The organism is Bradyrhizobium sp. SRL28 (assembly GCF_018596315.1).
Taxonomy (GTDB): Bacteria; Pseudomonadota; Alphaproteobacteria; order Rhizobiales; family Xanthobacteraceae; genus Bradyrhizobium.
Window position 1 is genome coordinate 847,507 of sequence record NZ_JAHEAG010000001.1, and the last position, 26,237, is coordinate 873,743.

The 26,237-nt window shown below is 63.8% G+C and carries 27 protein-coding genes; 16 read left to right on the forward strand and 11 right to left on the reverse strand.

Features of this window, described 5'->3' with window-relative positions; translation table 11 throughout:
* Nucleotides 1-10 precede the first annotated feature (10 nt).
* The 8 genes from KIP88_RS04115 (at nucleotide 11) to KIP88_RS04150 (ending at nucleotide 9,540) form a co-directional block, all read left to right on the forward strand.
* Nucleotides 11-667, forward strand: coding sequence for a DsbA family protein (locus KIP88_RS04115; protein ID WP_214486552.1), 657 nt, complete (start codon nucleotides 11-13; stop codon nucleotides 665-667).
* Between the two features lie 226 nt (nucleotides 668-893).
* Entirely contained in the window at nucleotides 894-4,358 is a 3,465-nt protein-coding gene (locus KIP88_RS04120; protein WP_214486553.1) for a chromosome segregation SMC family protein, read from the forward strand.
* Nucleotides 4,359-4,486: 128 nt separating this feature from the next.
* On the forward strand, nucleotides 4,487-5,455 hold the full coding sequence (locus KIP88_RS04125; RefSeq protein ID WP_214486554.1) for a small ribosomal subunit Rsm22 family protein: 969 nt from the start codon (nucleotides 4,487-4,489) through the stop codon (nucleotides 5,453-5,455).
* Between the two features lie 217 nt (nucleotides 5,456-5,672).
* On the forward strand, nucleotides 5,673-6,233 hold the full coding sequence (locus tag KIP88_RS04130) for a LemA family protein (RefSeq protein WP_214486555.1): 561 nt from the start codon (nucleotides 5,673-5,675) through the stop codon (nucleotides 6,231-6,233).
* Nucleotides 6,234-6,264: 31 nt separating this feature from the next.
* A complete protein-coding gene (locus KIP88_RS04135) occupies nucleotides 6,265-7,455 on the forward strand; it encodes a M48 family metallopeptidase (RefSeq protein WP_214486556.1) in 1,191 nt (396 codons plus the stop codon).
* 166 nt (nucleotides 7,456-7,621) lie between these two features.
* Complete coding sequence (locus KIP88_RS04140) at nucleotides 7,622-8,374, forward strand: hypothetical protein (RefSeq protein WP_214486557.1); 753 nt, start codon at nucleotides 7,622-7,624, stop codon at nucleotides 8,372-8,374.
* Nucleotides 8,375-8,434: 60 nt separating this feature from the next.
* The gene (locus KIP88_RS04145; RefSeq protein WP_214486558.1) at nucleotides 8,435-9,103 is read left to right on the forward strand and encodes a hypothetical protein; all 669 of its coding nucleotides are present in this window, start codon (nucleotides 8,435-8,437) and stop codon (nucleotides 9,101-9,103) included.
* A 104-nt stretch (nucleotides 9,104-9,207) separates the two neighbouring features.
* Nucleotides 9,208-9,540 (forward strand): GIY-YIG nuclease family protein, encoded by a 333-nt coding sequence (locus KIP88_RS04150; RefSeq protein ID WP_214486559.1) that lies wholly within the window; start codon nucleotides 9,208-9,210, stop codon nucleotides 9,538-9,540.
* 179 nt (nucleotides 9,541-9,719) lie between these two features.
* Here the strand turns inward: KIP88_RS04150 and KIP88_RS04155 are convergent, their stop codons facing one another.
* Both KIP88_RS04155 and KIP88_RS04160 read right to left on the reverse strand, forming a co-directional pair.
* Complete coding sequence (locus KIP88_RS04155; protein WP_212420285.1) at nucleotides 9,720-10,259, reverse strand: adenine phosphoribosyltransferase; 540 nt, start codon at nucleotides 10,257-10,259, stop codon at nucleotides 9,720-9,722.
* Nucleotides 10,260-10,379: 120 nt separating this feature from the next.
* Complete coding sequence (locus KIP88_RS04160; protein WP_214486560.1) at nucleotides 10,380-12,536, reverse strand: anthranilate synthase component I; 2,157 nt, start codon at nucleotides 12,534-12,536, stop codon at nucleotides 10,380-10,382.
* A 328-nt stretch (nucleotides 12,537-12,864) separates the two neighbouring features.
* On the opposite strand from KIP88_RS04160, the gene KIP88_RS46295 reads away from it, so the two are divergent.
* A complete protein-coding gene (locus KIP88_RS46295; RefSeq protein ID WP_249790472.1) occupies nucleotides 12,865-13,128 on the forward strand; it encodes a hypothetical protein in 264 nt (87 codons plus the stop codon).
* Complete coding sequence (locus KIP88_RS46300; protein WP_374226424.1) at nucleotides 13,080-13,865, forward strand: VOC family protein; 786 nt, start codon at nucleotides 13,080-13,082, stop codon at nucleotides 13,863-13,865. Before KIP88_RS46295 ends, KIP88_RS46300 begins: the two co-directional genes overlap by 49 nt.
* 154 nt (nucleotides 13,866-14,019) lie before the next feature.
* On the opposite strand, the gene KIP88_RS04170 is transcribed toward KIP88_RS46300, so the two are convergent.
* The 4 genes from KIP88_RS04170 to petA all read right to left on the reverse strand — a co-directional run bounded on the left by KIP88_RS04170 (nucleotide 14,020) and on the right by petA (nucleotide 18,600).
* Nucleotides 14,020-14,919, reverse strand: a complete 900-nt coding sequence (locus tag KIP88_RS04170) for an NAD-dependent epimerase/dehydratase family protein (RefSeq protein ID WP_214486561.1) — start codon at nucleotides 14,917-14,919, stop codon at nucleotides 14,020-14,022.
* A 141-nt stretch (nucleotides 14,920-15,060) separates the two neighbouring features.
* Entirely contained in the window at nucleotides 15,061-15,735 is a 675-nt protein-coding gene (locus KIP88_RS04175; RefSeq protein ID WP_214486562.1) for a dienelactone hydrolase family protein, read from the reverse strand.
* A gap of 196 nt (nucleotides 15,736-15,931) precedes the next feature.
* On the reverse strand, nucleotides 15,932-18,004 hold the full coding sequence (locus tag KIP88_RS04180; RefSeq protein ID WP_214486563.1) for a cytochrome c1: 2,073 nt from the start codon (nucleotides 18,002-18,004) through the stop codon (nucleotides 15,932-15,934).
* Nucleotides 18,005-18,069: 65 nt separating this feature from the next.
* The gene (petA, locus tag KIP88_RS04185) at nucleotides 18,070-18,600 is read right to left on the reverse strand and encodes a ubiquinol-cytochrome c reductase iron-sulfur subunit (protein WP_214486564.1); all 531 of its coding nucleotides are present in this window, start codon (nucleotides 18,598-18,600) and stop codon (nucleotides 18,070-18,072) included.
* 282 nt (nucleotides 18,601-18,882) lie between these two features.
* Here petA and KIP88_RS04190 point away from each other — a divergent pair, with 282 nt between their 5' ends.
* The 6 genes from KIP88_RS04190 (at nucleotide 18,883) to KIP88_RS04215 (ending at nucleotide 22,592) form a co-directional block, all read left to right on the forward strand.
* Nucleotides 18,883-19,368 carry a tRNA (cytidine(34)-2'-O)-methyltransferase gene (locus KIP88_RS04190; RefSeq protein WP_214486565.1) on the forward strand — a complete coding sequence of 162 codons (486 nt, stop codon included), beginning with the start codon at nucleotides 18,883-18,885 and terminating at the stop codon, nucleotides 19,366-19,368.
* Nucleotides 19,365-19,997: a 7-carboxy-7-deazaguanine synthase gene (gene queE, locus KIP88_RS04195; protein ID WP_214486566.1), complete on the forward strand. Its 633-nt coding sequence runs from the start codon at nucleotides 19,365-19,367 to the stop codon at nucleotides 19,995-19,997. The genes KIP88_RS04190 and queE overlap by 4 nt, the downstream gene beginning before the upstream one ends.
* Nucleotides 19,998-20,013: 16 nt before the next feature.
* Nucleotides 20,014-20,379, forward strand: coding sequence for a 6-carboxytetrahydropterin synthase (locus KIP88_RS04200; protein WP_214486567.1), 366 nt, complete (start codon nucleotides 20,014-20,016; stop codon nucleotides 20,377-20,379).
* 122 nt (nucleotides 20,380-20,501) lie between these two features.
* Nucleotides 20,502-21,389 (forward strand): oxygen-dependent coproporphyrinogen oxidase, encoded by an 888-nt coding sequence (gene hemF, locus KIP88_RS04205; protein WP_214486568.1) that lies wholly within the window; start codon nucleotides 20,502-20,504, stop codon nucleotides 21,387-21,389.
* A 75-nt stretch (nucleotides 21,390-21,464) separates the two neighbouring features.
* The gene (locus tag KIP88_RS04210) at nucleotides 21,465-21,719 is read left to right on the forward strand and encodes a YodC family protein (RefSeq protein ID WP_214486569.1); all 255 of its coding nucleotides are present in this window, start codon (nucleotides 21,465-21,467) and stop codon (nucleotides 21,717-21,719) included.
* Between the two features lie 144 nt (nucleotides 21,720-21,863).
* Nucleotides 21,864-22,592 (forward strand): HAD family hydrolase, encoded by a 729-nt coding sequence (locus tag KIP88_RS04215; protein WP_214486570.1) that lies wholly within the window; start codon nucleotides 21,864-21,866, stop codon nucleotides 22,590-22,592.
* Between the two features lie 32 nt (nucleotides 22,593-22,624).
* Here the strand turns inward: KIP88_RS04215 and KIP88_RS04220 are convergent, their stop codons facing one another.
* The 5 genes from KIP88_RS04220 to KIP88_RS04240 are packed head-to-tail and all read right to left on the reverse strand — an operon-like array spanning nucleotide 22,625 to nucleotide 26,181.
* Complete coding sequence (locus KIP88_RS04220) at nucleotides 22,625-23,386, reverse strand: sulfite exporter TauE/SafE family protein (RefSeq protein WP_214486571.1); 762 nt, start codon at nucleotides 23,384-23,386, stop codon at nucleotides 22,625-22,627.
* Nucleotides 23,383-24,642 (reverse strand): CCA tRNA nucleotidyltransferase, encoded by a 1,260-nt coding sequence (locus tag KIP88_RS04225; protein ID WP_214486572.1) that lies wholly within the window; start codon nucleotides 24,640-24,642, stop codon nucleotides 23,383-23,385. The genes KIP88_RS04220 and KIP88_RS04225 overlap by 4 nt, the downstream gene beginning before the upstream one ends.
* On the reverse strand, nucleotides 24,639-24,902 hold the full coding sequence (locus KIP88_RS04230; RefSeq protein ID WP_214486573.1) for a DUF6111 family protein: 264 nt from the start codon (nucleotides 24,900-24,902) through the stop codon (nucleotides 24,639-24,641). The genes KIP88_RS04225 and KIP88_RS04230 overlap by 4 nt, the downstream gene beginning before the upstream one ends.
* On the reverse strand, nucleotides 24,899-25,561 hold the full coding sequence (locus tag KIP88_RS04235) for a CoA pyrophosphatase (protein ID WP_374226421.1): 663 nt from the start codon (nucleotides 25,559-25,561) through the stop codon (nucleotides 24,899-24,901). Before KIP88_RS04235 ends, KIP88_RS04230 begins: the two co-directional genes overlap by 4 nt.
* A gap of 8 nt (nucleotides 25,562-25,569) precedes the next feature.
* Nucleotides 25,570-26,181, reverse strand: a complete 612-nt coding sequence (locus KIP88_RS04240; protein ID WP_214486575.1) for a DUF1285 domain-containing protein — start codon at nucleotides 26,179-26,181, stop codon at nucleotides 25,570-25,572.
* Nucleotides 26,182-26,237: the final 56 nt, after the last annotated feature.

A 26,237-nucleotide genomic window follows, 5' to 3' on the forward strand; every position in this document is an offset into this window, starting at 1 on the left:
GGGAGCAGACTTGATGATTACGCGCCGCGCCTTCACCGCCGCCCTGTCGCTGACCGGGCTGACCGCCCTCGCAGGCTTCTCGCCGCTGCGGCTGATCACGGATGCCATCGCACAAGGCGCCGCCGACGTCGCCAAGCCGCAATCCTTGCCGGACATGGCGCTTGGACCTGCCAACGCCACCGTGACCATCACCGAATATGCCTCGATGACCTGCCCGCATTGCGCCGCGTTCACCGAAAAAGTGTTTCCGAAGATCAAGTCGGAATTCATCGACAGCGGCAAGATCCGCTTCGTGTTCCGCGAATTCCCGCTCGACATCAAGGCTGCCGCCGGCTCGATGCTGGCGCGCTGCATCGCCAAGGACGACGCGCCGAAGTTTTTTGCCGTGATCGACCTTCTGTTCAGGCAGCAGAACGACTGGGTGGTGAAGAACACCACGGAGACGCTGACCCGGATCGGCAAGCAGGCCGGCCTCACCCAGGCGCAGGTCGAGGATTGCCTGAAGGATCAGGCGCTGCTCGACAAGATCGCGGCCGACCAGAAGTTCGCCGCAGATGTCCTGAAGGTGCAGTCGACACCGACCTTTTTCATTAACGGCGAGATGCTCAAGGGTGAGCAGAGCTTCGAGGAATTCGCAAAGCGCATCAATTCGCTGTTGAAAAGCTGATTCGCCCAGGCGGATTCATTCGAGCCGATAAGTCCAGCAAAAGGCTCGGCACAAGCGCTTCAAAAGCCTTGGGAAAAGCCCCGCGGGGCCGTTGCCCTCCGGCCCCAGCCTCGCCATTGTCGCGCTCCAGAAGAGCCGCAATGGGCGTCTCATCCACACCGACATTGCCTTCTATGGTATTGTCACGGCAGGGAGATTCGCGCCCGGCCAACAGAGATTTGTGTTCATGAAACTTACGCGCCTCCGCCTCCACGGTTTCAAGTCGTTCGTTGAACCCACTGATTTCATGATCGAACCCGGCCTCACCGGCGTGGTCGGACCGAACGGCTGCGGCAAATCGAATCTCGTCGAGGCGCTGCGCTGGGCGATGGGCGAGACCTCGCACAAATCGCTGCGCGCCGCCGACATGGATGCGGTGATCTTCGCCGGTTCCGGGAACCGCCCGGCGCGCAACCACGCCGAAGTTGTCATGACGATCGACAATTCCGATCGCACGGCGCCAGCCGCAGTCAATGATAGCCAGCTTCTTGAGATCTCTCGCCGCATCGAGCGCGAGTCCGGCTCGGCCTATCGCATCAACGGCCGCGACGTCCGCGCCCGCGACGTGCAGATCCTGTTTGCCGATGCCGCCACCGGCGCGCGTTCGCCGGCGCTGGTTCACCAGGGCAAGATCGGCGAGATCATTCAGGCGAAACCCGAACAGCGCCGCCGCGTGCTGGAAGACGCTGCCGGCGTCGCCGGCCTGCATGCCCGCCGCCACGAAGCCGAGCTGCGGCTGAAGGCGGCCGAAACCAACCTCACCCGCGTCGAGGACGTGATCGGGCAATTGTCCGGCCAGATGGAAGGGTTGAAGAAGCAGGCCCGTCAGGCCATTCGTTTCCGCGAAGTCGCCGCCAAGGTGCGCAAGGCGGAAGCCACGCTGTTCCATCTGCGCTGGCTGGAAGCCAATGTCGACGTCGCGGAAGCCGGGCATACCCACGACATCAACGTCCGCGAGATGGCCGAGCGCACCCGCGAACAGGCCGAGGCCGCGCGTATCCAGGCGATCCGCGCCTCCGAACTCCCTGCCCTGCGCGAGGGCGAAGCCCGCGCTGCGGCGGGGCTGCAGCGCCTCACCAATGCGCGCGAACAGCTTGACCGCGAGGAAGGGCGCGCCAAGGAGCGCGTCGCCGAGCTCGACCGGCGGCTGACGCAATTCGCCGCCGACATCGCGCGCGAACAGCAGCAGACCTCCGATGCAGAGATCGCGCTGCAGCGGCTCGACACGGAAGACGCCGAGTTAAAGGAAGAGATCAAGTCGCGCGTCGAAAAGCGCTCCGGCGTTGATGAACGCGTGTCAGACGCCGAGACAACGCTGGCCGCCGCCGAGCGCATGTTCGGCGAACTGACCACCGCGCTGGCCGACCTTACCGCCAAGCGCAAGCAGCTCGAAGCCGGTGTACGCACCCACCGCGACCGGCTGGCCCGGCTCGATCAGGAAATCGCCAGCGTCCAGGCCGACGAGCAGAAACTCAGCGACGAGACCGGCAATCTCGGTGACCTCGACGTGCTCGCCGCGACCATGGAGACCGCGCAGGAAACGCTGGCGGCGTCCGAAGCCGCAGCCCAAGCCAGCGAGACCGGTCACGTCGCCGCGCGGCAGAAGCTCGAAGCCTCCCGCGCTCCGCTCACCGAGGCCGACAAGCGCGTGCAGCGGCTGGAGACCGAAGCGCGCACGATTTCAAAACTCGTCAACGGCGAGACCAAGAATTTGTGGCCGCCGATCATCGACGGCGTCACCGTCACCAAGGGCTATGAAAAAGCGATCGGCGCCGTCCTCGGCGACGATCTTGACGCCCCCGTCGACCCCTCCGCGCCGATGCGCTGGACCCATGCGGGTGCGAGCTTCGACGATCCGTTGCTGCCGGCCGGCGTCGACCCGCTTGCCGCCCACGTCGAGGCGCCGTCCGAGCTGGCGCGTCGTCTCGCGCAGATCGGCGTCGTGCCGAAGGAGCGCGGCGCCGAACTGGTTTCGCAATTGAAGACCGGCCAGCGGCTGGTGTCGCTGGAAGGCGACGTCTGGCGCTGGGACGGTTTTGTCGCGGCTGCGCACGCGCCGACCGGCGCCGCACGGCGTCTTGCCGAACGCGCGCGCCTCGTCGATATCGAACATGAGCTGGAGCAGGCCCGTACCGACGCCGCCAATAAGCGGCAGGCCTTGGAAGACGCCGAGGCCGAACTGAAGGCGGCCTCCGCCGCCGAGTCCGCCGCCCGCGAAGCCTGGCGGGCTGCGCAACGCGAAGCCGATGCGGCGCGCGAACGCCATGCCACGACCGAGCGAGAGATCAATCGCCACGCCGCGCGCAAATCCGCGCTGACCGAAGCCCATACCCGGCTCGCCGCCGATCGCAGCGAGGCCGAGGCCGCGCATGAGAGCGCCAACGCCGCGCTGGCCGAGTTACCGCCAACCGATGAGACGGAAGCGAAACTTAGCGCCGTTCGCTCCGAGATTGACGGGCACCGCCGCTTTGCCGCGCAAGTGCGGGCCGAAGCCCAGGCGCTGGCGCGCGAGGCCGAACTAGCCGACAAGCGCGTGCAGGCGATAACGGCCGAGCGCACCGAATGGCAGAACCGCAGGCAAAGCTCGGCCTCCCAGGTCGCCACCGTCGAGGCGCGTATCACCGAAGTGACGGCCGAGCGCGCCGACCTTGAAAATGCACCGGCGCTGTTTGCCGAAAAGCGCCGCGCGCTGATCAACGAAATCGAGTCCGCCGAAAGCGCCCGCCGCGTCGCCGCCGACGCGCTCGCCGCCGCCGAGAGCGTGATGGCGCAGACCGACCGCGAAGCCAAGGCATCGCTCGAGGCGCTCTCCTCTGCCCGCGAAGCCTGCGCCCGCGCCGAAGAGCGCATGGAAGGCACCAAGCGCCGGCTTTCCGACATCGAGCGCGAAATCCACGACATGCTCGAAGTCGAGCCGCATGCGGTGGCAGCGATGGCCGAGATCGAGCCCGGCGCGGAACTGCCGCCACTCAACGAGATCGAGGAAAGCCTCGAAAAGCTGCGCCGCGATCGCGAGCGCCTGGGCGCCGTCAATCTGCGCGCCGAGGAAGAGCTGCGCGAGGTCGAGACCCAGCACACCGCGCTGACCACCGAGCGCGACGACCTCGTCGAAGCCATCAAGCGGCTGCGCCAGGGCATCCAGAGCCTCAATAAGGAAGCCCGCGAGCGGCTGTTGACCTCGTTCGAGACCGTCAACGAGCACTTCAAGCGGCTGTTCACGGAACTGTTCGGCGGCGGCGAAGCAGCACTTCATCTGATCGAAAGCGACGATCCGCTGGAGGCTGGTCTGGAAATCATCGCAAAACCGCCCGGCAAGAAGCCGCAGACGCTGTCGCTGCTGTCAGGTGGCGAGCAGGCGCTGACGGCGCTGGCGTTGATCTTCGCGGTGTTCCTCACCAACCCGTCGCCGATCTGCGTGCTGGACGAAGTCGACGCCCCGCTCGACGACCACAACGTGGAGCGGTTCTGTAACCTGCTGCACGAAATGACGTCGTCGACGGAAACCCGCTTCATCATCATCACGCACAATCCGATCACGATGGCGCGGATGAACCGGCTGTTCGGCGTCACCATGGCCGAACGCGGCGTGTCGCAACTGGTCTCGGTCGGCCTCGACGACGCCGTGAAGATCCTGGATCAGATCGTGGCGTGAGATCGCCCGTTTACCCGATTGACGTCATCATCCGCGAAGGCGGATGATCCAGTACGCCGCGCTTTCTGTGAGACTCTCAACCTTCTCGGCGTACTGGATGCCCGCCTACGCGGGCATGACGAGAACAAATGACCTCACCCGACCTCCCCGCTGAACTGAAAGCCGCGCTCGACGGCAAGCTGCGGGGTTTTTCGCGCAGCGACGCTGCCGGCCGCGCAGCTTCAATCTCGAAAACCTATCGCGACGGCGGCGGCTCCGGCGGCATCCGGTCGGAAACCGATGCACTGGCCTACGCACTGGCGCGGATGCCCGCGACCTATGCCGCAGTAACGGCGAGCCTGAACGCGCTCGTCGAGATCAGGCCGGAGTTCGCGCCCAACAGCCTGCTCGATGTCGGCGCCGGGCCGGGAACCGCGACCTGGGCAGCGGCGGAGGCTTTCCCCTCACTGCAGCGCTTTGCACTGCTCGATGCCAACAATACCTTGCGCACGCTGGCGCTCGACCTCGCACGGGACAGCACGCGTCTTCGTCAGATCAACTACGACCGCGGCGAAGCCCGCGCCGCTCTGACCAGCGCGGATGCGGCCGATCTCGTCGTGGCGAGCTACGTGATCGGCGAGATCGGCGACGCCGAGCGGCGTACGCTCGCCGAACTGATGTGGGAAAAGACCCGCAACACGCTGCTCGTCGTCGAACCCGGTACGCCTGCAGGCTACGCAAGGATCATCGAGCTGAGAGGAAGGTTGATCGCTCTCGGCGCACACGTCGCCGCCCCCTGCCCGCACGACGGCCAATGCCCGCTGCAGCCGCCCGACTGGTGCCATTTCACCCAGCGCCTGCAGCGCTCGCGCGCGCATAAGCAGGTCAAGGGCGCGGAGCTGCCGTTCGAAGACGAAAGGTTCTCCTATGTTGCACTCGCGCGCGCGCCGGTCGCACAGCGCCCTTCCCGCGTGCTGGCGCAACCGGCCGTCAGCAAGGTCGAAATAACAGCAAAGCTCTGCACTCCGGATGGTCTCGCCCTCACAAAGGTGCCTCGCCGCACCAAGGCGGATTACGCCGCCGCCCGGCGCTGGCGGTGGGGGGACGCTGTTAATTGACCCGTCATTCCGGGATGGTCCGTAGGACCAGACCCGGAATCTCGAGATTCCGGGTTCGATGCTTTGCATCGCCCCGGAATGACGACGGAGTGTTCGCCGCTTGAACTTATCCCGCCCCACTTCCGACTAAAGCCATGCCCCAACTCGCGGCGGGCTGCCGCGCGCCCGGTTTTTCGTCTAGTTTCCCTGCCTCTTCGTCCCACAGGAGTTGTCCGTCATGTCGACCGGCTGGATCGTTCTCGGCGTCATCGTCATCATCGTGCTGTTTGCCTTCGGGGCGTATAACCGCCTCGTCGCGCTCAGCCAGCGCGTCAGTCAGGCCTTTGCCGACATCGACGTCCAGCTCAAGCAGCGCCACGACCTGATCCCGAACCTGGTCGAGACGGTCAAGGGCTACGCCTCGCACGAGCGCGGCACGCTCGACGACGTCATCAAGGCGCGCAATTCGGCGATGTCGGCGCAGGGGCCTGCACAGGTGTCCGCCGCCGAGAACCAGCTGAGCGGGGCGCTCGGGCGCCTGATCGCGCTGTCGGAGGCTTATCCGGACCTCAAGGCCAACGCCAATTTCCAGCAGTTGGCGAGCGAACTGTCCGATCTCGAAAACAAGATCGCCGCCAGCCGACGTTTCTTCAACAACGCGGTCCAAGAATACAACACCGGCATCCAGCAGCTTCCCGCGGCGCTGTTCGCCGGCATGTTCGGCTTCACCCGCAAGGAATTTTTCGACCTCGGCGCCAGCCGCACCGAAGTCGAGGCCGTGCCGACCGTGAAGTTCTGACGCTTCAAACACCCGGCAGAGCAGCCTCATCATGGCCGCGTATGGTCTCTACACGCATATCGCATCGAACAAGTTTCGTTCGATGCTGCTGCTCGCCGGCCTGTTCCTGCTGATCTACGTGCTGGTGTTTGCCGGCGCGCTGGTCGCGGAAGTGCTGATCAACAGCAACGCCTCGGTCGACTATTACCTGATGCGCGCATCGCGCGATCTGATCGCGGCCTTGCCCTACGCGACAATCATCGCCGCGCTGTGGATCGTGATCGCCTATTTCTTCCACCAGAACATGATCGACGCCGTAACCGGCGGTGAGAGCGTGACGCGGCAGCAGCAGCCGCGGCTCTATAATCTCCTGGAAAATCTTTGCATCTCGCGCGGCATCCCGATGCCGAAGCTGAAGGTGATGGACAGCCCGGCGCTGAACGCATTCGCAAGCGGCCTCAACCGGCGGCAATACACCGTTACGGTCACATCGGGGCTTCTGGAGGCGCTCAACGACCAGGAAATCGAAGCCGTGCTCGGCCACGAGCTGACACATATCCGCAACGGCGACGTTCAGTTGATGGTGATCGCGGTCATCATCGCCGGCGTGGTCGGTTTCTTCGGCGAGCTGTTCTTTCGCATGTTCACCAACCTGTCGTGGAATTCCAGCGGCAGCGGCTATTCGTCATCGTCGTCTTCATCGTCCTCTTCTTCATCGTCCGACCGCGACAGCAAGGGCGGCGGCGGCGCAATCATCGCGATCATCATCGCGGTGGCGCTGATCCTGCTGGCTTGGCTGTTGTCGCAAGTCGTGAAGCTCGCGCTGTCGCGGTCGCGCGAGTTGCTGGCTGACGCCGGCTCGGTCGAACTCACCAAGAATCCCGATGCCATGATCACGGCGCTGCGCAAGATCGAGAACCGCGGCGAGCTTCCCGGCGCGACGTCCGCGGTCATGGAGCTCTGCGTCGACAATCCGCGCGAGGGGTTTGCCGACCTGTTCGCGACCCATCCGTCGGTGGACAGGCGCGTCAAGGCGCTGGTGCAGTTCGCCGGCGGTCATGATCCCGGCCCACTCGCCCTGCCGTCGGACACGGAAGGCGAATCCGACGAGCCGAAGGAATCGGACTCCGGGCAGCTCCAACCGCCGGTTCCCCGCGGCCCGTGGAGCGATGCCAACGAGCCCGCCGGCGTTCCGGGCACTCGCCTCGGACCCTCCGATGGCCCTTGGGGCCCGCACCGCTAAGAAGCCGCCCGATCCCGCCCCCCGGATTAACGAATTCGGTATGAATCATGGCGATGGGCTTCTAAGGAATTGAATTCTCCCTTGTTTCTGCCATGTTCGCGCCCAAAGCAGGGAATGGGGCCACCCGATCGCTCCCGCGGCCGGGGACGTTGTTCAAAGGAATTCCATGGCAAAGCCAGTCGTGATTGTGGTGGGCGCGGACAAGGGCGGGGTCGGCAAGACGACCGTGTCGCGGACGCTCCTGGATTACTTCAGCGCCAACAACGTGCCGACCCGGGCATTCGACACCGAATCCCCGCGCGGCACCCTGAAGCGGTTCCATCCTGACATCACCGAGATCGTCGACATGACGACAACCTCGGACCAGATGAAGATCTTCGATACGCTGAACGCGGCCAGCCCCTCCGTCACCGTAATCGACGTCCGCGCCGGACTGTTGTCTCCGGCGCTGGCCTCGCTGCGCGACATCGGCTTTCTCGACGCGGCCAAGGCGGGTCAGATCACCTTCGCCGTGTTCCATATATTGGGCCCCTCGATCGCCTCGCTGGATGAAATCGCCGAGACCGCGGGTTTCATGCAGGGCGCCAAATATTTCCTGGTGAAGAACTTCATCAACGACACCCAGTTCTTCCAGTGGGACCAGTCGACCTACAACTCCTACTTTCACCGCATCAAGGACGCTACCGACCTCGTCATCCCCAAGCTCAACGAAATGGCCTACGAGCAGGTCGAGGTTTCCTCCGTGCCGTTCCTCAAATTCGTCGCCAACAAGGGCAAGGAGGACGAAGCCGCGAACTATTCGTTCGTGCTGCGCGGCTATGTCCGGCACTGGCTCGCCAATGTCTGGAGCGAGTTCGATCGCATCAAGCTGACCGATCTCGTCGGCGCCAAGCCTGGCGTGCGCGGCGGTGAAAAATAGTCGCGCACCCGCCGCGATGGGGGCTGGAATAGGCGAAGAATTCCCTTGATATAGCGGGTGATGAGCTCAACACCCGTCTACATCATCTGCTCGCCCCGGCCGCTTGTCGGCAAGACGCTGCTTGCGCGGCTCCTGAGCGAGTTCCTGCTGCTGAAGAACGGTTCGGTTGCCTCCTTCGACATCAACCTGAAGGAACCATCGCTGCTCGAATATCTGCCGCGCCTGACCGAGACGGCCGACGTCATGGACACCTACGGCAAGATGCAGCTCATGGACCGCCTGATCGTCAACGACGGTATCGCCAAGGTGATCGACCTCGGCTTTCATGCGTTTGACGAGTTCTTCAAGATGACCAACGAGATCGGCTTCCTGAAAGAAGCTGTGCGGCGCAGCGTCGCGCCGATCATCCTGTTCGTGGCCGATACCGACCGCGTTTCCGCGCGCGCCTATCCGACGTTGCGGGAGCAGTTCCCGCTGAAAGCGCTGATTGCGATCGACAACGAGCATGTGGTGCGCGGCGAGCTGCCCGAGGCGATGGGCCTCGGACGGGTGCTGCGAATAACGGCCCTGCCCTCCTTCCTGAAGACCTATGTCGACCGGGTGAGCTTTTCCTTCACCGACTACCTGCGCAACGAGAGGGACTCGTCGACCGAGCTGCACCAGTGGATCCGCAGGAACTACACCAGCTTTCGCGAGCTTGAGTTCAGCCTGCTCCCGCAGCAGTCGTGAGCCCTTGCGACGGGTGCCGCCCCACAATATTACCCGGGTAATATTGACATAACCGCCTTGTCAGGTACCGCCTCGGCCTGACTCCAACCGGCGAGGCCATCCCCGTGACATCAGACAGAAAGGCGGCCATCGCGGCCTACAAGGAGCGAAAAACCTTCGCAGGGATTTTCGTCATCCGCTGCAAGGCCTCGGCCCAGGCATGGGTCGGCCAGACGCCCAATCTGGAGAAGATCCAGAACCGGATCTGGTTCACGCTGCGCCAGGGCAGCCACACCTGCCGCACCCTGCAGGCGGCATGGACCGCGCATGGGCCGGACAGCCTGACGTTCGAGGAATGCGAACGGCTGGAAGAGGAAGAGACGTCTTACATACGCGATGCGCTGCTGAAGGAACGCGCGCTGCACTGGCGGTCGCAGCTTGGCGCTGAAGCGGTCTGAAGCCGCGCAACCATTGCTAGCCGTCGTCCCGGCCAAGCGAAGCGCGCGCCGGGACCCATACCGCGTTGCTCGCGCGATTGAGACGAGATGGCTGACGCCTGCTCAAACAACTGCGGCCGGTGGCTATGGGTCCCTGCGTTCGCAGGGACGACGGAAAGAACGGTTCGATTGACGAAAACTCAATGCCCTTCGAACGCCATCAGCGTGCGCACCGGAACGTCCATCGCGCGCAATTTGGCGGCGCCGCCGAGATCCGGCAGGTCGATGATGAAGCAGGCCGCGACCACGTTGGCGCCAATCTGGCGCAGCAGCTTCACCGCGCCCTCCGCCGTGCCGCCGGTGGCGATGAGATCGTCGACCAGGATCACGCGCTCGCCGGGCTGGATTGCATCGACATGCATTTCCATTTCATCGAGGCCGTATTCCAGCGAATAGGCAATCCGCACGGTGGTGTGCGGCAGTTTTCCCTTCTTGCGGATCGGCACGAAGCCCGCGGAGACCTGATGCGCCACCGCGCCGCCGAGGATAAAACCCCTCGCCTCGATGCCGGCGACCTTGTCGATCTTCAATCCCGCCCAGGGCTGCACCAGTTCATCGACCGCGCGGCGGAAGGCGCGCGCATCCGCCAGCAGGGTCGTGATGTCGCGAAACAGGATGCCCTTCTTCGGGTAATCCGGAATGGTGCGGACGGTAGCCTTCAGATCGTGATCGAATGTCATCGGTCCTCAATCCCTTTTGACAACTCCTCCGTCATTGCGAGGAGCGAAGCGACGAAGCAATCCACTCTTTCCCCAATGCGGCGAAATGGATTGCTTCGCTTCGCTCGCAATGACGGGCCTTCAGCTAACATTTAGCCGGAACGCATTCTCGACGATACGCAGTCCGACCTCGCCGCCGAGCGACATCAGCGATTCCGGGTGAAACTGCACGCCGCCGACCGGCAGGGTCTTGTGTTCGATCGCCATCGCGACGCCGTCCTCGGTGGTCGCGGTGACCTCAAGAACTTCCGGCACGCTGTCGCGCTCGACATAGAGCGAATGGTAGCGGCCGATCACGATCTCGTTCGGCAGGTTCTGCATCAGCCGTCCGCCGCGCACCTGAACCCGCGACGGCCGTCCGTGCGCGGGGTGGGTGAGCTGGCCGAGCTGGCCGCCGAAATATTCGCCGATCGCCTGCACGCCGAGACAAACGCCGAAGATCGGCAGTTTTCTGTCGAGCGCCGTGCCAATGGTTTTCGAAATCCCGAAATCCTCTGGCCGCCCCGGGCCCGGCGACAGCACCAGCAGATCCCAGTTCTTCTTCAGCATCTCCTGGGCATGCACATGCCGGACCACGGTCACGCTTGCGCCGACTTGCCGGAAATAATCCGCCAGCATGTGCACAAAACTGTCGTCGTGATCGATCAGAAGCACCTTGCGGCCCGAGCCGGTGGCATCGGGCGCAAATGCCGACAGCGGTTTTGGCGCATCGCCGCGCAGCGCCTGGAACAGCGCCGCCGCCTTGACCTGGCATTCGCGGTCTTCCGCCGCCGGATCAGAATCGAACAGGCAGGTGGCGCCGACGCGCACTTCAGCCAGACCGTCCTTCATGCGAATGGTGCGGATGGTGAGCCCGGTATTGATGCTGCCGTCGAAATTCACAGCACCAATCGCGCCGGCATACCAGCGCCGCGACGAACGCTCGTTGTCCTCGACGAACTGCATCGCCCACAATTTCGGCGCACCGGTCACGGTGACCGCCCAGGCGTGGGTCAGGAAAGCGTCGAGCGCATCGAAGCCCGGGCGCAGCATGCCTTCGACATGATCGACGGTATGGAACAGCTTTGAATAGGTCTCGATCTGCCGCCGTGCGAGAACCTTGATGGTGCCGGGCACGCAAACGCGCGCCTTGTCGTTACGGTCGACGTCGGTGCACATGTTGAGTTCGAACTCGTCCTTTTCCGAGTTCAGCAGCTGCCTGATCTGCTCGGCATCGCCGATCGCATCGACGCCGCGCGCGATGGTGCCCGAGATCGGGCAGGTCTCGACCCGGCGGCCGTCGGAGCGCACGAACATTTCCGGCGAGGCCGACACCAGAAATTCGCCGTCGCCGAGATTCATCAGCGCGCCATAGGGCGACGGGTTGATGCGGCACAGCCGCTGGAACACTTCGGCCGGCGACCGTTCGCAGGGCTCGGCGAACAATTGCCCGGGCACCGCCTCGAACAGGTCGCCGCGCGCGAATGCCCCGCGCGCGACCTCGACGGTGGCCTGATATTCGCCGGGCGCGTGATCGGCAAATCCCTGCCGCGGCGTTTTGGCGTAAATGCTCTCGGCGGTGTCGCGCGGCAGCCCTTTGGTGGATTTTCCCTTCCAGGAAAAATCATAGCTCAACACGACGCCGCGGCCGGTGGCGCGGTCATAGGCCAGCAGGCGATCCGGCACATACAGCACGATGTCGCGCTGGTCGCTCTCCCGCGTGCGCTTCTGCACGAGGTCTTCGATCTGGAATACGAGGTCGTAGGCGAACGCACCGAACAGGCCGAGCAGCGGATCGTCATTGGCTGACAAGGCGGCGACGAGATCACGCACCAGCGACATCACGCTGGCGCGGCGCGTGCGCTGGTCTTCCTCGACCGGCGCTGCGCCACGGATGATATGGCCGGCCAGACGGGTCGGGCTTTTTTCAGAGATAACCACACAGGGCTCGCGCAGCACGTCGCCCAGAAACGCGATCAGCACCTCGCCCCGCGCATTCAGCGCAGAGAGCGAGAAGTTGGAGCCTGCGGTTTCCAGCACCAGCGGCGGATCGGCAAAGCCGAGGTCGAAACTCTCGTAGCGGCCCGGCACCGTGGTGCCGGAGGACAGCACCACACCGCGGCGGCGGTCGAGCAATTCGATCAGGTCGTCAAGCCGCTTGGCGTTGCCGGTGAACTGCTCGACAACACGCGAAATCGCGAGGCCACCGCTGGTCCGGTAGTCGCTGTGCTCGGGCAGGGAGAAGGCTGTCCTGTTCATGTGATCCTCTTACGAAACTTCGGGAGGGAGCGCCACACAGGACAAACGAAGGGACCGTCGCACTGCGATGGCGACCTTCGACGATTGAAAAAATGAAATCGCACCGGCCACCTCTTTAAGAGGTGCGCCACCAAAGACGGGATGGGCTGATACCGGTGTTCATGGAAGCCTAATCACATCCGCCGCTGACGATGTCAAGAGAGGGACGGCCAGGACAACCCCCTTCCCGGGCCCGTCCTGGGGTGTCGGAAAGCGGAAAACTTGCGTAGGATTTGAGCAAGCAGCGGCGCTTCCAACGCGCAAAGATTGCAAACAAGGGAGGCAGGCGATGGCATTGCTGGGTCTGGGATATGCCGGCTTCGGATCTGATAACCTCGAGGACTGGCGGCAGTTCGGGACCGGCCTGGTCGGGCTGCAGGTGGTCGAGCGCGGCAATTCGCTGCTGGCGTTCCGGATGGACGACCGCAAGCAGCGCATCGTGATCGATCGCGCGATGGGCGAAGGCACGCGCTTCTTCGGCTGGAGGTTGCGGATAGCACGGCGCTGGATGCGCTGGCGGCACGGCTGGAAGCGGCCGGCGTGCATGTTGTAGCCGAACCGCAGACGCTGGCCGACGCCAGGCGCGTCCGCAGCCTGATTTCGTTTCACGATCCGGCCGGCAACCGGCTGGAAGCCTTTTACGGCGCGGAGATCGACGATACGCCGTTCGTGGCGGGGCGATCGATCTCGGGCTTTCGCACCGGCCCGCTCGGCCTCGGGCACGCTGTGCTGACGGTCAAGAAAGTCGAGCCGGTCATGGCGTTCTATGTCGACGTGCTCGGCTTCGGGCTTTCCGACTACATCGAAAAGCCGTTCCGCGCCTATTTCTTCCACGTCAACGCGCGGCATCACAGCCTCGCGCTAATCGAAACCGGCAGGAACGGTATGCATCATCTGATGGTGGAGCTGTTCTCGCTCGATGACGTCGGACAGTGCTACGACATCGCGCTGACGCAACAGGACCGTGTCGGCGTCACCCTCGGCCGCCACACCAACGATTTCATGACCTCGTTCTACGCCAGGACGCCGTCGGCCTTCATGATCGAATGCGGCTGGGGCGGCCGCGAGATCGATCCCGCGACGTGGCAACCGGTCGAGATGCATGACGGCCCAAGCCTGTGGGGACACGAGCGCGTCTGGCTGCCGCCCGAAGACCGCGTGGTCGCCCGCGAGATGCGGATGCGTGCGGCGGCGTCAGGATTGCGCGCGCCGGTGCAGGTGATGGAAGGAAATTACAAGCTGATGTCGGGAACGTGCGCGTGGTGGGATGGGGTGCGCGAGAAGAGTTAGGCGGAAATGTCGCCCAACTGCCTGCGTCGTCCCTGCGAACGCAGGGACCCATAACCACAGGGAGTTGTCGTTGCGCGAAGTCGTCGAACAGCAATTCCCAAAACGATAGGCCGCGGCGTATGGGTCCCTGCGTTCGCAGGGACGACAGAGAGATTTACTCCCGATAACATCCCTGCTCGATCTCTTCGATCAATCCGCGCGCGTTCGGATTCCAGCCAAGCTGCCGCGCGTGCTTTGCGCGCACCCGGCTGTTCGACGCCATCGTATCCTCCGTGGTGCCCTCGCCCCATTCGGCGGCTGCTTCTGCCATCGACATCGCGGTTGGTGGTCCCGCAAAACCCAGCATGCGGTTGATCGCCTCGCAGGCTTCGCGCATCGAATTCTCGCCGTTCTCGGCAAAATAGAATGCGCCAGCCGGGGCCTTCTCGATGGCAAGCACGTAGAGCGCCACCAGATCGTCGATATGAACATTCGACCAGATGTTCTCGCCCGGTCCGGCATGGGCCGCATTGCCGCGCTTCCGGGCGAGCTTAATCAGCAACGGCACCTGCACGCTGTCCGGATTGGCGCCATGACCGAGGCCATAGATCAGGCTCGGGCAGATAATGGCCGGTCGGCAGCCCTTGTCGCGATATGAATGGATGAATTCGTTGAGCGCGACCCGCGCCACGCGCGCGGGCGAAGGCGTGATCGGCGTGTCTTCGTCGAAAATCGCATCTGACCGCTCGCCCTTGGCGCGCGTGCCGACGATGCTCGATCCCGATGTGTGGATGAACGGTTTGCCGCTGCCGGCGAGCGCGCCAAGCAGGCTCTCGACGGCGCCCCTGTGATCGGCGCTCGCCGCATTGACGACGACGTCGGCGGCCTGCGCCGCTTGCGCGAGAGTTTCCCCGTCATCGAGCGTTCCCAGCACTGGCTGGATGCCGCGCGCGCGAACCGCCTCGGCCTTTTCAGGCGAGCGAACCAGGCCGGTCACCTGATGGCCGGCAGCGATGAGATGGGCCGCAACCGATCCGCCGATATAGCCCGACGCGCCCGTGCAAAAGATTTTCATTCACCGCCTCCGCCGTCATTGCCTGCGACAAACGCGAAGCGTTTGCGCAAGGGAGCGAGGCGACGAAGCAATCCATGTCGCCGCATCCCTCAAGATGGATTGCTTCGCTTCGCTCGCAATGACGAGGAAGCGTCGATTGGTTCAGCCCAAATGCTTCTTGAAGAAGTCCGTCGCCCTGCCCCAAGCCAGCTCTGCAGCCTGACGGTCATGCACCGACTGCCGCTGCTCGTTGACGAAAGCGTGCTCGGCGTCATAGCGGAACAGCTCGAGCGACTTGCCGGCGGCCTTCATGCCCTGCTCAAAGGCATCGACCACCTGCGGCGTGCACCAGTCGTCCTTGTTGGCGAAATGGGCCTGCAGCGGAATCTTCACATCCGCGGGCTTTGCCGCCTGCTCCGGCGGAATGCCGTAGAACACCACGCCGGCCACAAGCTCCGGAATCTTGGTGGCGCCGATGATGGTCACCGCGCCGCCGAGGCAGAAGCCGGTCAGCCCGACCTTGGCGCCGTTGCGCGACAGATATTGCGCGGCGCCCCGCACGGTCTGCGTGGTGGCATCCATGAAGTCCAGCGAGTTCATCTCTTTGCCGGCCGCATCCGTGTCGTGATACGGCACCACCGTGCCCTTGTAGAGATCGGGCGCCAGCGCATCGAAGCCCGCCACCGCGAAGCGGTCGCACAGGCCCTTGATCTGGTCCTGCAGGCCCCACCATTCCTGGATCACGACCACGCCCGGCGCATTGCCACGCGCGGCGTTGGCGAGGTAGCCGCTGGCATCCTTGCCGTCCGGCCGCTTGAAAGTGATGCTGGTACCCATGGGTTCCTCCGGAATGGTTTCTGGCTGATTGGCGGCTATTTTGGCCGCGCTGGGCACAGGAAGCAATCGGCGATAACGCCGTCATTGCCTGCGACAAACGCGAAGCGTTTGCGCAAGGGAGCCAACGGGTCGCTAATGACGAAGCCAACAAAAAAGCCCCCGCAGGGGGGCTTTTCCGAAATCGCGTACACCTTGATCAGTGGGCGTTGGCCCAGACTTTCTTCTTGGTGAAGTACAGAAGCACGGTGAGGAGGATCAGGAACACGAACACCTGCAGGCCGAGTGCCTTGCGCGCTTCCATATGCGGCTCCGCAGTCCACATCAGGAACGTGGTGACGTCCTTGGCGTATTGCGCAACCGTCGCCGGCGAGCCGTCGTCATAGGTGACCTGGCCGTCGTTCAGCGGCTTCGGCATCTTGATGGCGTGACCGGGGAAGTAGTTGTTGAAGTAGGAGCCTGCCGGCAGATTGAAGCCGGCCGGTGGCTTGTCCTCATAACCCTGCAACAGCGCCGCGACGTAGTCCGGTCCCTGCTCCTGATACTGGGTGAAGAAGTCGATCAGGAACTGCGGGAAGCCGCGGCCATAGCTGCGCGCCTTGGTGATCAGCGACAGGTCCGGCGGAAAGGCACCACCATTGGCCACACGCGCCGCCTGCTCGTTCGGAAACGGCGACGGGAAATAGTCAGCCGGGCGCCCCGGCCGCTCGAACATCTCGCCCTGGTCGTTCGGACCGTCCTTCACCTTGTATTCCGAGGCGAACGCCGCGGCCTGCGCCACCGAGTAACCGGGACCGCCGGATTCGGCGAGGTTGCGGAATGCGACGAAGGACAGACCGTGGCAGGAAGCGCAGACTTCCTTGTAGACCTTCAGGCCGCGCTGCAATGCGCCGCGATCGAATTTACCGAAAGGGCCGGAGAACGACCACTTCTGCGCTGGCGGCTTACTAGCACCTTCAGCGGCGCGGGCGCTGTCGGCGCCGCCCAGCAGCAAGCCGCCGGCAACCATCAGCGCGATCACGGTCGACACCATCGGCGCGGCCTTGCCGCCCGACTTCGCCAGCACGTCGTCGGCGATCGAATTAGGCACCGGACGCGGCGTCTCGATCCGGGAGAGCAACGGCAGCAGGATCAGGAAGTAGGCAAAGTAGAGGAAGGTCAGGATGCGGCCGACGATGACATAGATGCCTTCCGGCGGCTGGGCGCCGAGATAGCCGAGCCCGATACAGACGACGACGAACATCCAGAAGAACTGCTTGGCCAGCGGACGGTATTTCGACGAGCGCGTCTTGGCGCTGTCGAGCCAGGGCAGGAACGCCAGGATGATGATCGCGCCGAACATCGCGACGACGCCGGCAAGCTTGTTCGGGATCGAGCGCAGGATGGCGTAGAACGGCAGGTAGTACCATTCCGGCACGATGTGCGGGGGCGTTACAGCGGGGTTGGCCGGGATGTAGTTCTCGGGGTCGCCGAGATAGTTCGGCATGTAGAAGATGAACCAGGCGAAGAACAGCAGGAAGCAGGAGACGCCGAACATGTCCTTGATGGTCGCGTAAGGCGTGAACGCCACCGTGTCCTTTTCGGTCTTCGCCTCGACGCCGGCAGGATTGTTCTGGCCAGCCACATGCAGCGCCCAGATGTGCAGCACGACGACGCCCGCGATCACGAACGGCAGCAGATAGTGCAGCGAGAAGAAGCGGTTCAGCGTCGGATTGCCGACGGAGTAGCCGCCCCACAGCAGCGTCACGATGCTCTCGCCGAAATAGGGCACGGCCGAGAACAGGTTGGTGATGACGGTCGCGCCCCAGAAGCTCATCTGGCCCCACGGCAACACGTAGCCCATGAAGCCGGTCGCCATCATCAAGAGGTAGATGATGACACCGAGGATCCACAGCACCTCACGCGGCTCCTTGTACGACCCGTAATAGAGGCCCCGGAACATGTGGATGTAGACGGCGAAGAAGAACATCGAGGCGCCGCAGGCGTGGACGTTGCGCAGCAGCCAGCCGTAATTGACGTCGCGGACGATCAGTTCGACGGATTTGAAGGCGAGATCGGCGTGCGGCGTGTAGTGCATCGCCAGGATCACGCCAGTGAGGATCTGCACGCCCAACATCAGCGAAAGGATGGCACCGAAGGTCCACCAGTAGTTCAGGTTACGCGGCGTCGGATACGCCACGAACGAGGAGTGCATGAGTCCCATGATCGGGAGGCGCCGTTCGATCCACTTCAAGGCGGGATTGGTCGGCTGGAAATCGGATGGTCCGCTCATTGATGCGATCCTGAGGAAGTAAAACGACGCGACGGGTTAAGGGGTCTCGGACAAGGTCCGAGCCCTTAGCCGATCTGGATTTTGGTGTCGGAAACGAATGTGTAGGGCGGCACCGGCAGGTTGGTCGGCGCGGGCCCCTGACGGATGCGGCCCGAGGTGTCGTAGACCGAACCGTGGCACGGGCAGAAGAAGCCGTCGTAAGCGCCCTCATGGGCGATCGGGATACAGCCGAGATGGGTGCAGATGCCGACCACGACCAGCCACTGGTCATGGCCAGCCTTGACGCGCGCCGAGTCGGGCTGCGGATCGGGCAGGCTTGATACCTGCACGTTTTGGGCAGCTTCGATCTGCTTCTTGGTCCGATGGCTGATGTAGATCGGCTTGCCGCGCCAGAACACCTTGATGTCCTGCCCTTCGGCGATCGGGGTCAGGTCGACCTCAATCGGCGCACCGGCCGCGATCGTCGAGGCGTCCGGGTTCATCTGGGAAACCAGCGGCCACACCGTGGCAGCCGCGCCTACGGCGGCGACGGCTCCCGTTGCAACATAGAGGAAATCACGGCGTGTCGGATGGTCCGCCGAAGACGCTGTCGTCACGATTCCAAGCCCTTTCTTATCTGCAGCCAGCGGAACCGCCCCGGAGGCGCCAAAAAGCGCGATCCGGAAGAGGCTGCCGGCGCCCGCGGCCCCCGCGGCGGCAGAAAAACCGCTTTTTCCTTCCCCAATCCGGCGGAACAAGCAGTCCAGAATCGTTCTATTGGCACCCTTGCCGTAAGAGCGCAAGCCCGCTATCGGCTCGCAAGCGTGCAATGCACTAAATCCGCGCCCGACCGTGATTTATTCAATACATTCACCCGCGCTGCCGAAGCCTCGACACCCATGCACATCGCCCTCTTCCAGCCCGATATCCCACAGAACACCGGGACGATTCTGCGCCTGTGTGCGTGCCTGGGCGCGGCCGCCCATATCATCGAGCCGGCCGGCTTTCCGACCTCGGACCGGCATTTCCGCCGGGCGGGAATGGACTACCTCGATCACGTGGCGATTACCCGCCATGACTCATGGTCAAAATTCCAGCAATGGCGTAACGAAGCCGGGTCCCGGCTGGTGCTGTTTACGACCAAGGGAGCCGGTTCCTATCTGGATTTCCGCTACCAGAGCGACGATGTCCTGCTGTTCGGCCGGGAATCCGCAGGGGTTACCGATGAGGTCGCATCCGTCGCCGATGCGCGGCTGGTGATCCCGATCAGGCCGGGCTTGCGCTCGCTCAATGTGGCCATGGCAGCCGCCATGGCATTGGGGGAGGCGCTGCGGCAGACGGATCACCCGATGGCGGGCGAGATCGGTTCCAAGGAGAAGGTGTGAGCTACGCGGTCAAAGAGATATTCCTGACCTTGCAGGGAGAAGGCGCGCATGCCGGCCGCGCGGCGGTGTTTTGCCGTTTTTCCGGCTGCAACCTCTGGAGCGGCCGCGAACAGGACCGCGCCGGCGCCACCTGCAAGTTCTGCGATACCGACTTTGTCGGCACCGACGGCACGCTGGGCGGCCGCTACGCCACCGCGGACGAACTCGCCGACGTCATCGCCAGGCAATGGACCGGCGAGAATACCAACCGCTATGTGGTCCTGACCGGCGGCGAGCCCCTGCTGCAGGTCGACACCCCCTTCATCGATGCGCTGCATGCGCGCAGCTTCGCCATCGGCATCGAGACCAACGGAACGATCGAACCGCCCGACGGAATGGACTGGGTCTGCGTCAGCCCGAAAGCCGGCGCCGGGCTCGTGGTGCGCCGCGGCCACGAATTGAAGCTGGTCTATCCGCAGGCGGGCGCCGCGCCGGAAGATTTTGCGGGGCTCGATTTCGAACGTTTTTCGCTGCAGCCGATGGACGGACCAGACGTGATCGAAAACACCGCGCGCACGGTCGACTACTGCCTGCGCCATCCGCAATGGCGGCTCAGCCTGCAGACACACAAGACCCTCGGCATCAGATAGGAACCAGATTTTCAAGATGTGGGAACTGACGAAATCATTTCGCTTCGAAGCCGCGCATTCGCTGAAGGGAACGACCTTCGGCGCGGACAGCGAGGAAATTCACGGCCACTCGTTTCGCGCCGAAGTGAGCGTGCGCGGCACGCCCGATCCTGAAACCGGCATGGTGCTGGATCTCGGCCTGCTCGAACGCAGCATGGAAGAGGTCCGCAAGACCCTCGACCACAAGCTCCTGAACAAGGTCGAGGCGCTGGGAACGCCGACGCTGGAAAACATTTCGCGCTACATCTTCGAACGGGTCCAGCACGCCGGAAAGATCACCCGCGTCAGCGTTCATCGCGACAGTTGCAACGAGAGTTGCACCTACTTCGGGCCACAGGGCTAAAGAGAAATGCATCTTCCCGTCATTGCGAGGAGCGAAGCGACGAAGCAATCCAGTTCTTTTTCGTGGCACGATGGATTGCTTCGCTTCGCTCGCAATGACGGAAGTAACGTTGGGAATTCCGTATGGACATGTCGCTGATCGAGGATCGCAAGACACGCGCGAGAGCCTGGTTCGAAGCCTTGCGCAACGATATCTGCGCGGCCTTCGAGCGGCTGGAAGACGATGCGCCGGCCTCGCTCTATCCCGGCGACGCCGGACGCTTCGTGCGCACGCCCTGGGATCGCACCGACCACACCGGCAAGCCCGGCGGCGGCGGCGTGATGTCGATGATGCGCGGGCGGCTGTTCGAGAAAGTCGGCGTACACTGTTCCACCGTGCACGGCGAATTCGCGCCCGAATTCCGTGCACAGATTCCGGGCGCCGCCGACGATCCCCGGTTCTGGGCGTCAGGCATTTCGCTGATCGCCCATCTGCGGAACCCGCACGTGCCTGCCGTGCATATGAATACCCGCTTCGTTGTCACCACCAAGGCGTGGTTCGGCGGCGGCGCTGACCTGACGCCGGTGCTGGACCGGCGGCGCACCCAGGAGGACCCGGACACGTTGGCCTTCCATCAGGCGATGAAGGAAGCCTGCGAGGGATTGAACGGCGTGGCCGACTACGACAAATACAAAAAATGGTGCGACGAATATTTCCATTTGCCGCATCGCAAGGAAGCACGCGGCATCGGCGGCATTTTCTACGACTGGCATGATTCCGGCGACTGGGACGCCGACCTCGCCTTCACGGCGGATGTCGGCCGCGCCTTCCTGAAAATCTATCCCGAACTCGTCCGGCGCAATTTCGCCCTGCCCTGGGATGCCGCCGACCGCGAGGAGCAGTTGATCCGGCGCGGGCGCTATGTCGAATTCAACCTCTTGTACGACCGCGGCACCATCTTTGGGCTGAAAACCGGCGGCAATGTGGATTCCATTCTCTCGTCGATGCCGCCGGAGGTAAAGTGGCCATGATTGGACTGTCATGATCGGCCTGTCATGACCGACCGCTAGGGTGCGAATCGCGTCATGCATTACAAGGAGCAGATCATGGATTTGAAACCAGGCGATGTCGTCATGCTGAAGTCGGGCGGCCATCCGCTTAGCGTGGTGGAAGTCAAGGACGGCAATGTCGCGTGCGTGTGGATGGGCAATGAAGGCGATCTCTTTCGCGAGACGCTGCCACTGGCCGTGCTTGAACTCGCCGAGCACGACACGTCAGATGACGACGAAGAGGAAGACGACGACGAAGAAGAGGATGACGAGGACGACGAAGAGGGCGAGCACAACAGCAAGGTCGCCTAATCGAATTTCGACGTCGCCCGGCATCCACAGCCCGGCGACGTCGTTTCCTGGAATTGGACCCGGTGCGGAGGATCTGATATTCGCGGCAAGTCGACCGCAGCTTCCCGCGGTCGACAGCGCTGAAAGCAAAATGGCCGTGAAACGATGACCCACCTGCCCCGCGCCATGCTGATCGACATGGATGACACCATCCTGTCGGCCTATGGCCGTCCCGAGATCGCCTGGCACAACGTCACCGCGGAATTCGCCGCCGAGTTCGGGCCGTTGACCTCGCAGCAGGTTGCCAACGCAGTTCTGGATTCCGCGCGCAAATTCTGGGCGGTCGCAGGAGCCGAATGGCGGCTGAAGCTGGATGAGGCGCGGCGCCTGACCGTCACGCGCGGATTTGCCGCCCTTGCCGCAGGCGGCCACACGCTGCCTGAGGATCTTGCGGTACGGTTGGCCGACCGCTTCACCGCCTACCGCGAAGAGGAAATGTTCGTCTTCCCCGGCGCGCATGATGCCATCGACGAATTGAAGGTGCGCGGCGTCAAGCTGGCACTGGTGACGAACGGCGCCGCCGGCACCCAGCGCGCCAAGGTCGAACGTTTTGCGCTGTCGGACCGTTTCGATCACATCCAGATCGAGGGCGAGCACGGTTTCGGCAAGCCGGACGAGCGTGCCTATCTGCACGCCATGCAAACGCTCGGCGTCACCGCATCCGAAACCTGGATGATCGGCGACAATCTGGAATGGGAGGTCGTGGCGCCGCAGCGGCTCGGCATCTACGCCATCTGGATCGATGTGCATGGCGACGGGCTGCCTCCGGACTCCACCGTGAAGCCCGATCGCATCATTCGCTCGCTGACGGAACTGCTGCCCCGCGAGCGCTGATAGAGCGGTTGAAGTTTCATTGTCGGTCTAGATCAGTGCCGCAGCGCCGCTGTGATCATGACGACGCCGCCGACCATCACGGCGGCATCGAGGATCGCAGTGTGGATATGCACCGGCATGCGCTCGACGAAGGCTTTGGCCAGGAATGCGCCGGGAATCGCGATGGCGCCGATCAGGAGGGCAAAGGCCAGCACCTGCGCGGTAACGACGCCGGCCAGGCCGAATACCGAAATCTTGATCAGGCTGGTCACGACCGAGATCACGGCGTCGGTGGCGATCACGGCAGCTCCTTCGAGCCCGGACGCCATCAACAGCGACAGCAGGATCACGCCTGAACCTGAGGTGCCGCCGACCAGCACGCCATAGCCCGCCGCGCTCACACCGAGGCCGGTATCGCCAATCCTGATCTCGCGCTTCCTGGCCAACCGGCGCATCGGCACGCTCAGGATCAGCATGCTGCCGATCACCAGCGCCGCGCCCGCGCTGCTAAGCCGCGTGTAACCGTAGGCGCCGAGCGCGGTGGTCAGCGCGGCGGCCCCGATCACGATCAGGGCGCGGCGCCGGTCGGCGTAACGGAAATAGGCCACGAAGCGGCTGATATTGGTGATGATCGCCGATATCGCGATGATCGGCACCACGGGCTCGGCGCCGACCATCGGCACCAGCACCAGCGGCATCAGAGCGCCGGTGCCGTAGCCCGCAAGCCCGCCGACGATGGACGCGAATAGCGCCATGCCGCCAACCAGCACGAGTTGGCCGAGCGAAATGTCGGCGAAGCCGGCGAGAATGTTCACAGCCGGTGATCCCTGGTGAAACGGGCGGCGGTCTGGTCGGCGATCGCGGCCAGCGCGGATGCATCCAGCGGAAAATCCGCGGCCAACCAGGCGTCTTCCGCAAGCGTCAGCACGTGACCGAGCGCGGGGCCCTCGGCAATGCCGCGGGAGATGAAATCGGCCGCCTTCAACGGAAATTTCGGCGCGCTCCAGCGCTGCGGCAAAGTCGCGAGATCGTGCCAGCGCGCAGCGCCATTGCCGACGCCGCCTGCCCGCGCCCATGCCAGCATCAGCCGGTCGCGGTAGGGATCCTCGCCGAGCCGATAGAGCAGCTGCCGCGCCCGTGCGTCGTCCTTGCTGGCGAGCCGCCACCAGCGATGGCCCATCGAGTCCAGCGCCTTGGTTTCCGCGTTGGAAAGGCGAAGCCGCGCCGAGACGCGTTTGGCGTCCTCGGTGACGGCGACCGTGAGCGCGGCAAGCCGGCGCACGGCGTTCGGCGGCAGCCCCAGCGCGCGTTCGACCACGATCATCGCCGCGAACGCTCCGGTATAAGCGACGCCGCCGAAGATCGGCAGCAGCAGCCCGGCATCCGCCATCGCCTGCAGCGCAACGGCAGCGCCTTCCGCGATCAACAGCTTCAACATTTCCATGCGTACGCGTTCGGCGGAAAGGCTCGAAAGTCCCGCGCGCCCGTCGATGCAGGCGAGATATCCGGCACGGTCCGGCTCACCCGCCCCGTAGGCGGCATGCATGCGAAAGAAGCGCAGGATACGCAGATAATCCTCGGCGATGCGCTGGTTGGCATCGCCGATGAAGCGCACGCGTTTGGCTTCGATATCGGCAAGCCCGCCGACATGGTCATGCACGATGCCGTCGGCATCGACGGAAAGCCCGTTAATGGTGAAGTCGCGCCGTTCTGCGTCGCGAACCCAGTCGCGCCCGAATGCAACCTTGGCCTTGCGGCCAAAGGTCTCCGTATCCTCGCGCAAGCTCGTGACCTCGAACGGATGCGATTCGACGACCAGCGTGACCGTGCCGTGGTCGATGCCGGTCGGCACGCATTTGATGCCGGCACCCTTGGCGCGGCGGACGACCTCGTCGGGCAGCGCCGTGGTTGCGATGTCGATGTCGCCGAGGGGAATTTTCAAGAGCGCGTTGCGCACGGCGCCGCCGACCACGCGGGCTTCTTCGCCATCGCCATTGAGCAACGCGAGCACGCGCGCGGCCGGACCGGATCTGAGCCAGGGCGCGTCCGACAGCACGCGGGCCTCGCTCATTTCTCGACTCCGTCAACCAGCTTGCCGTTTTCGAGATGCGCGGGAACGTAGGTCGAATCCGGCGGCGCGCCGGAGAATTGCGCGAGAAAGACGAAACTGATCACGACCAGCAGCAGCGATCCCAGCACCAGTTTGGCGACAAGATGCGCCGGCCAGGAGGACGACACCAATACTCCGGAACGGGTGGCGATCAGGAACAGCGCATAGGCCGCGAACGGGATCAGGAAAATTCCGATTTCGGTCAGAATCGGACGGATCATGCGAGATATATCCGCTCATACAGCACGCGCAGAATTCCTGCGGTCGCGCCCCAGATGTAACGCTCGGCGAACGGCATGGCGTAGTAGGAGCGCTCCATGCCGCGGAATTCCTTGGAATGGATCTGATGGTTCTCGGGATTCATCAGGAACGCCAGCGGCACCTCGAAGGCGTCGACCACCTCGCCTTCGTTGATCGTCAGCTTGAAGCCGGGCTTGACGCGCGCCACCGTCGGCAGGATGCGAAACCCGAACGCGGTTCCATAGAGGTCGAGATAGCCGATCGGCTCGATGAAGTCGCGCTTGAGGCCGACTTCCTCCTCCGCTTCGCGCAAGGCGGCGTCGAGCGGCGAGGCATCGGTCGCGTCGATCTTGCCGCCGGGAAAGGAAATCTGGCCGGCGTGGCTGGACAGATGCGGCGAGCGCTGCGTCAGCAACACGGTCGGCTCGCGGTGATCGACCACCGGGATCAGCACGGCCGCCGGGCGCACCGGCTGCTCGAGCGCCACGATCTCGAGCATGCGGTCGTTGCCCGCATCGCCGGTTTTCGGAATGATGTTGGGATCGATCAGGCCGGGCGGCACGTCGAAGTTCAGCCGAGCCTGGCTCCGCGTGAAAAACTCGGCCGAGGTGATCGGCGCCGCTTCCATCTTTTTCAGCATCGGCTCGTTCAAACCGCGTCCCTCACCTGCTTCGCGTCCGCCATCGTAAAGAACTCGCCACCGGACTCGATGCCGAACATCGGCTGACCATCGACCACCCGCTCTTCCCCCATGTCAACCAGATCGTAATAGAGCGCGCGCGTTACTTTCGCCCAAAGGTCGGCGCGGACATGCAGGTAAGGCGTCAGCCCGCCGTCGGCGGCCATCTCGAACCGCAGGCGATGAGCAGAATCGCATGGCACCCAGTCGTCGACGTTGGTGCGAAAGCGCAGCAGCCGGCCGCGATCGCCAGCCTCGTTTTGCATCTCCACCGCCATGAACGGCGCATCGTCGACGCGAATGCCCACCTTCTCGACCGGGGTCACGAGAAAGTGCTTGCCGTCCTCGCGCTTGAGAATGGTCGAAAACAGCCGCACCAGCGCCGGCCGTCCGATGGGCGTGCCCATGTAGAACCAAGTACCGTCACTGGCGATTCGCATGTCGAGATCGCCGCAGAACGGCGGATTCCACAGATGGACCGGAGGCAGCCCCTTCCCGGCCGGGGCGGCATTGGCGGCTTCCCTCGCAGCGACAGTTAGTCCTTCGAGGCCCTGAGCGCCGGTTTGCCCTTGCTTCGCCATTGTTTGCCCTGACTCTAGCACTCGATCGATCTGGCACGATTGGTGCACGTATACCG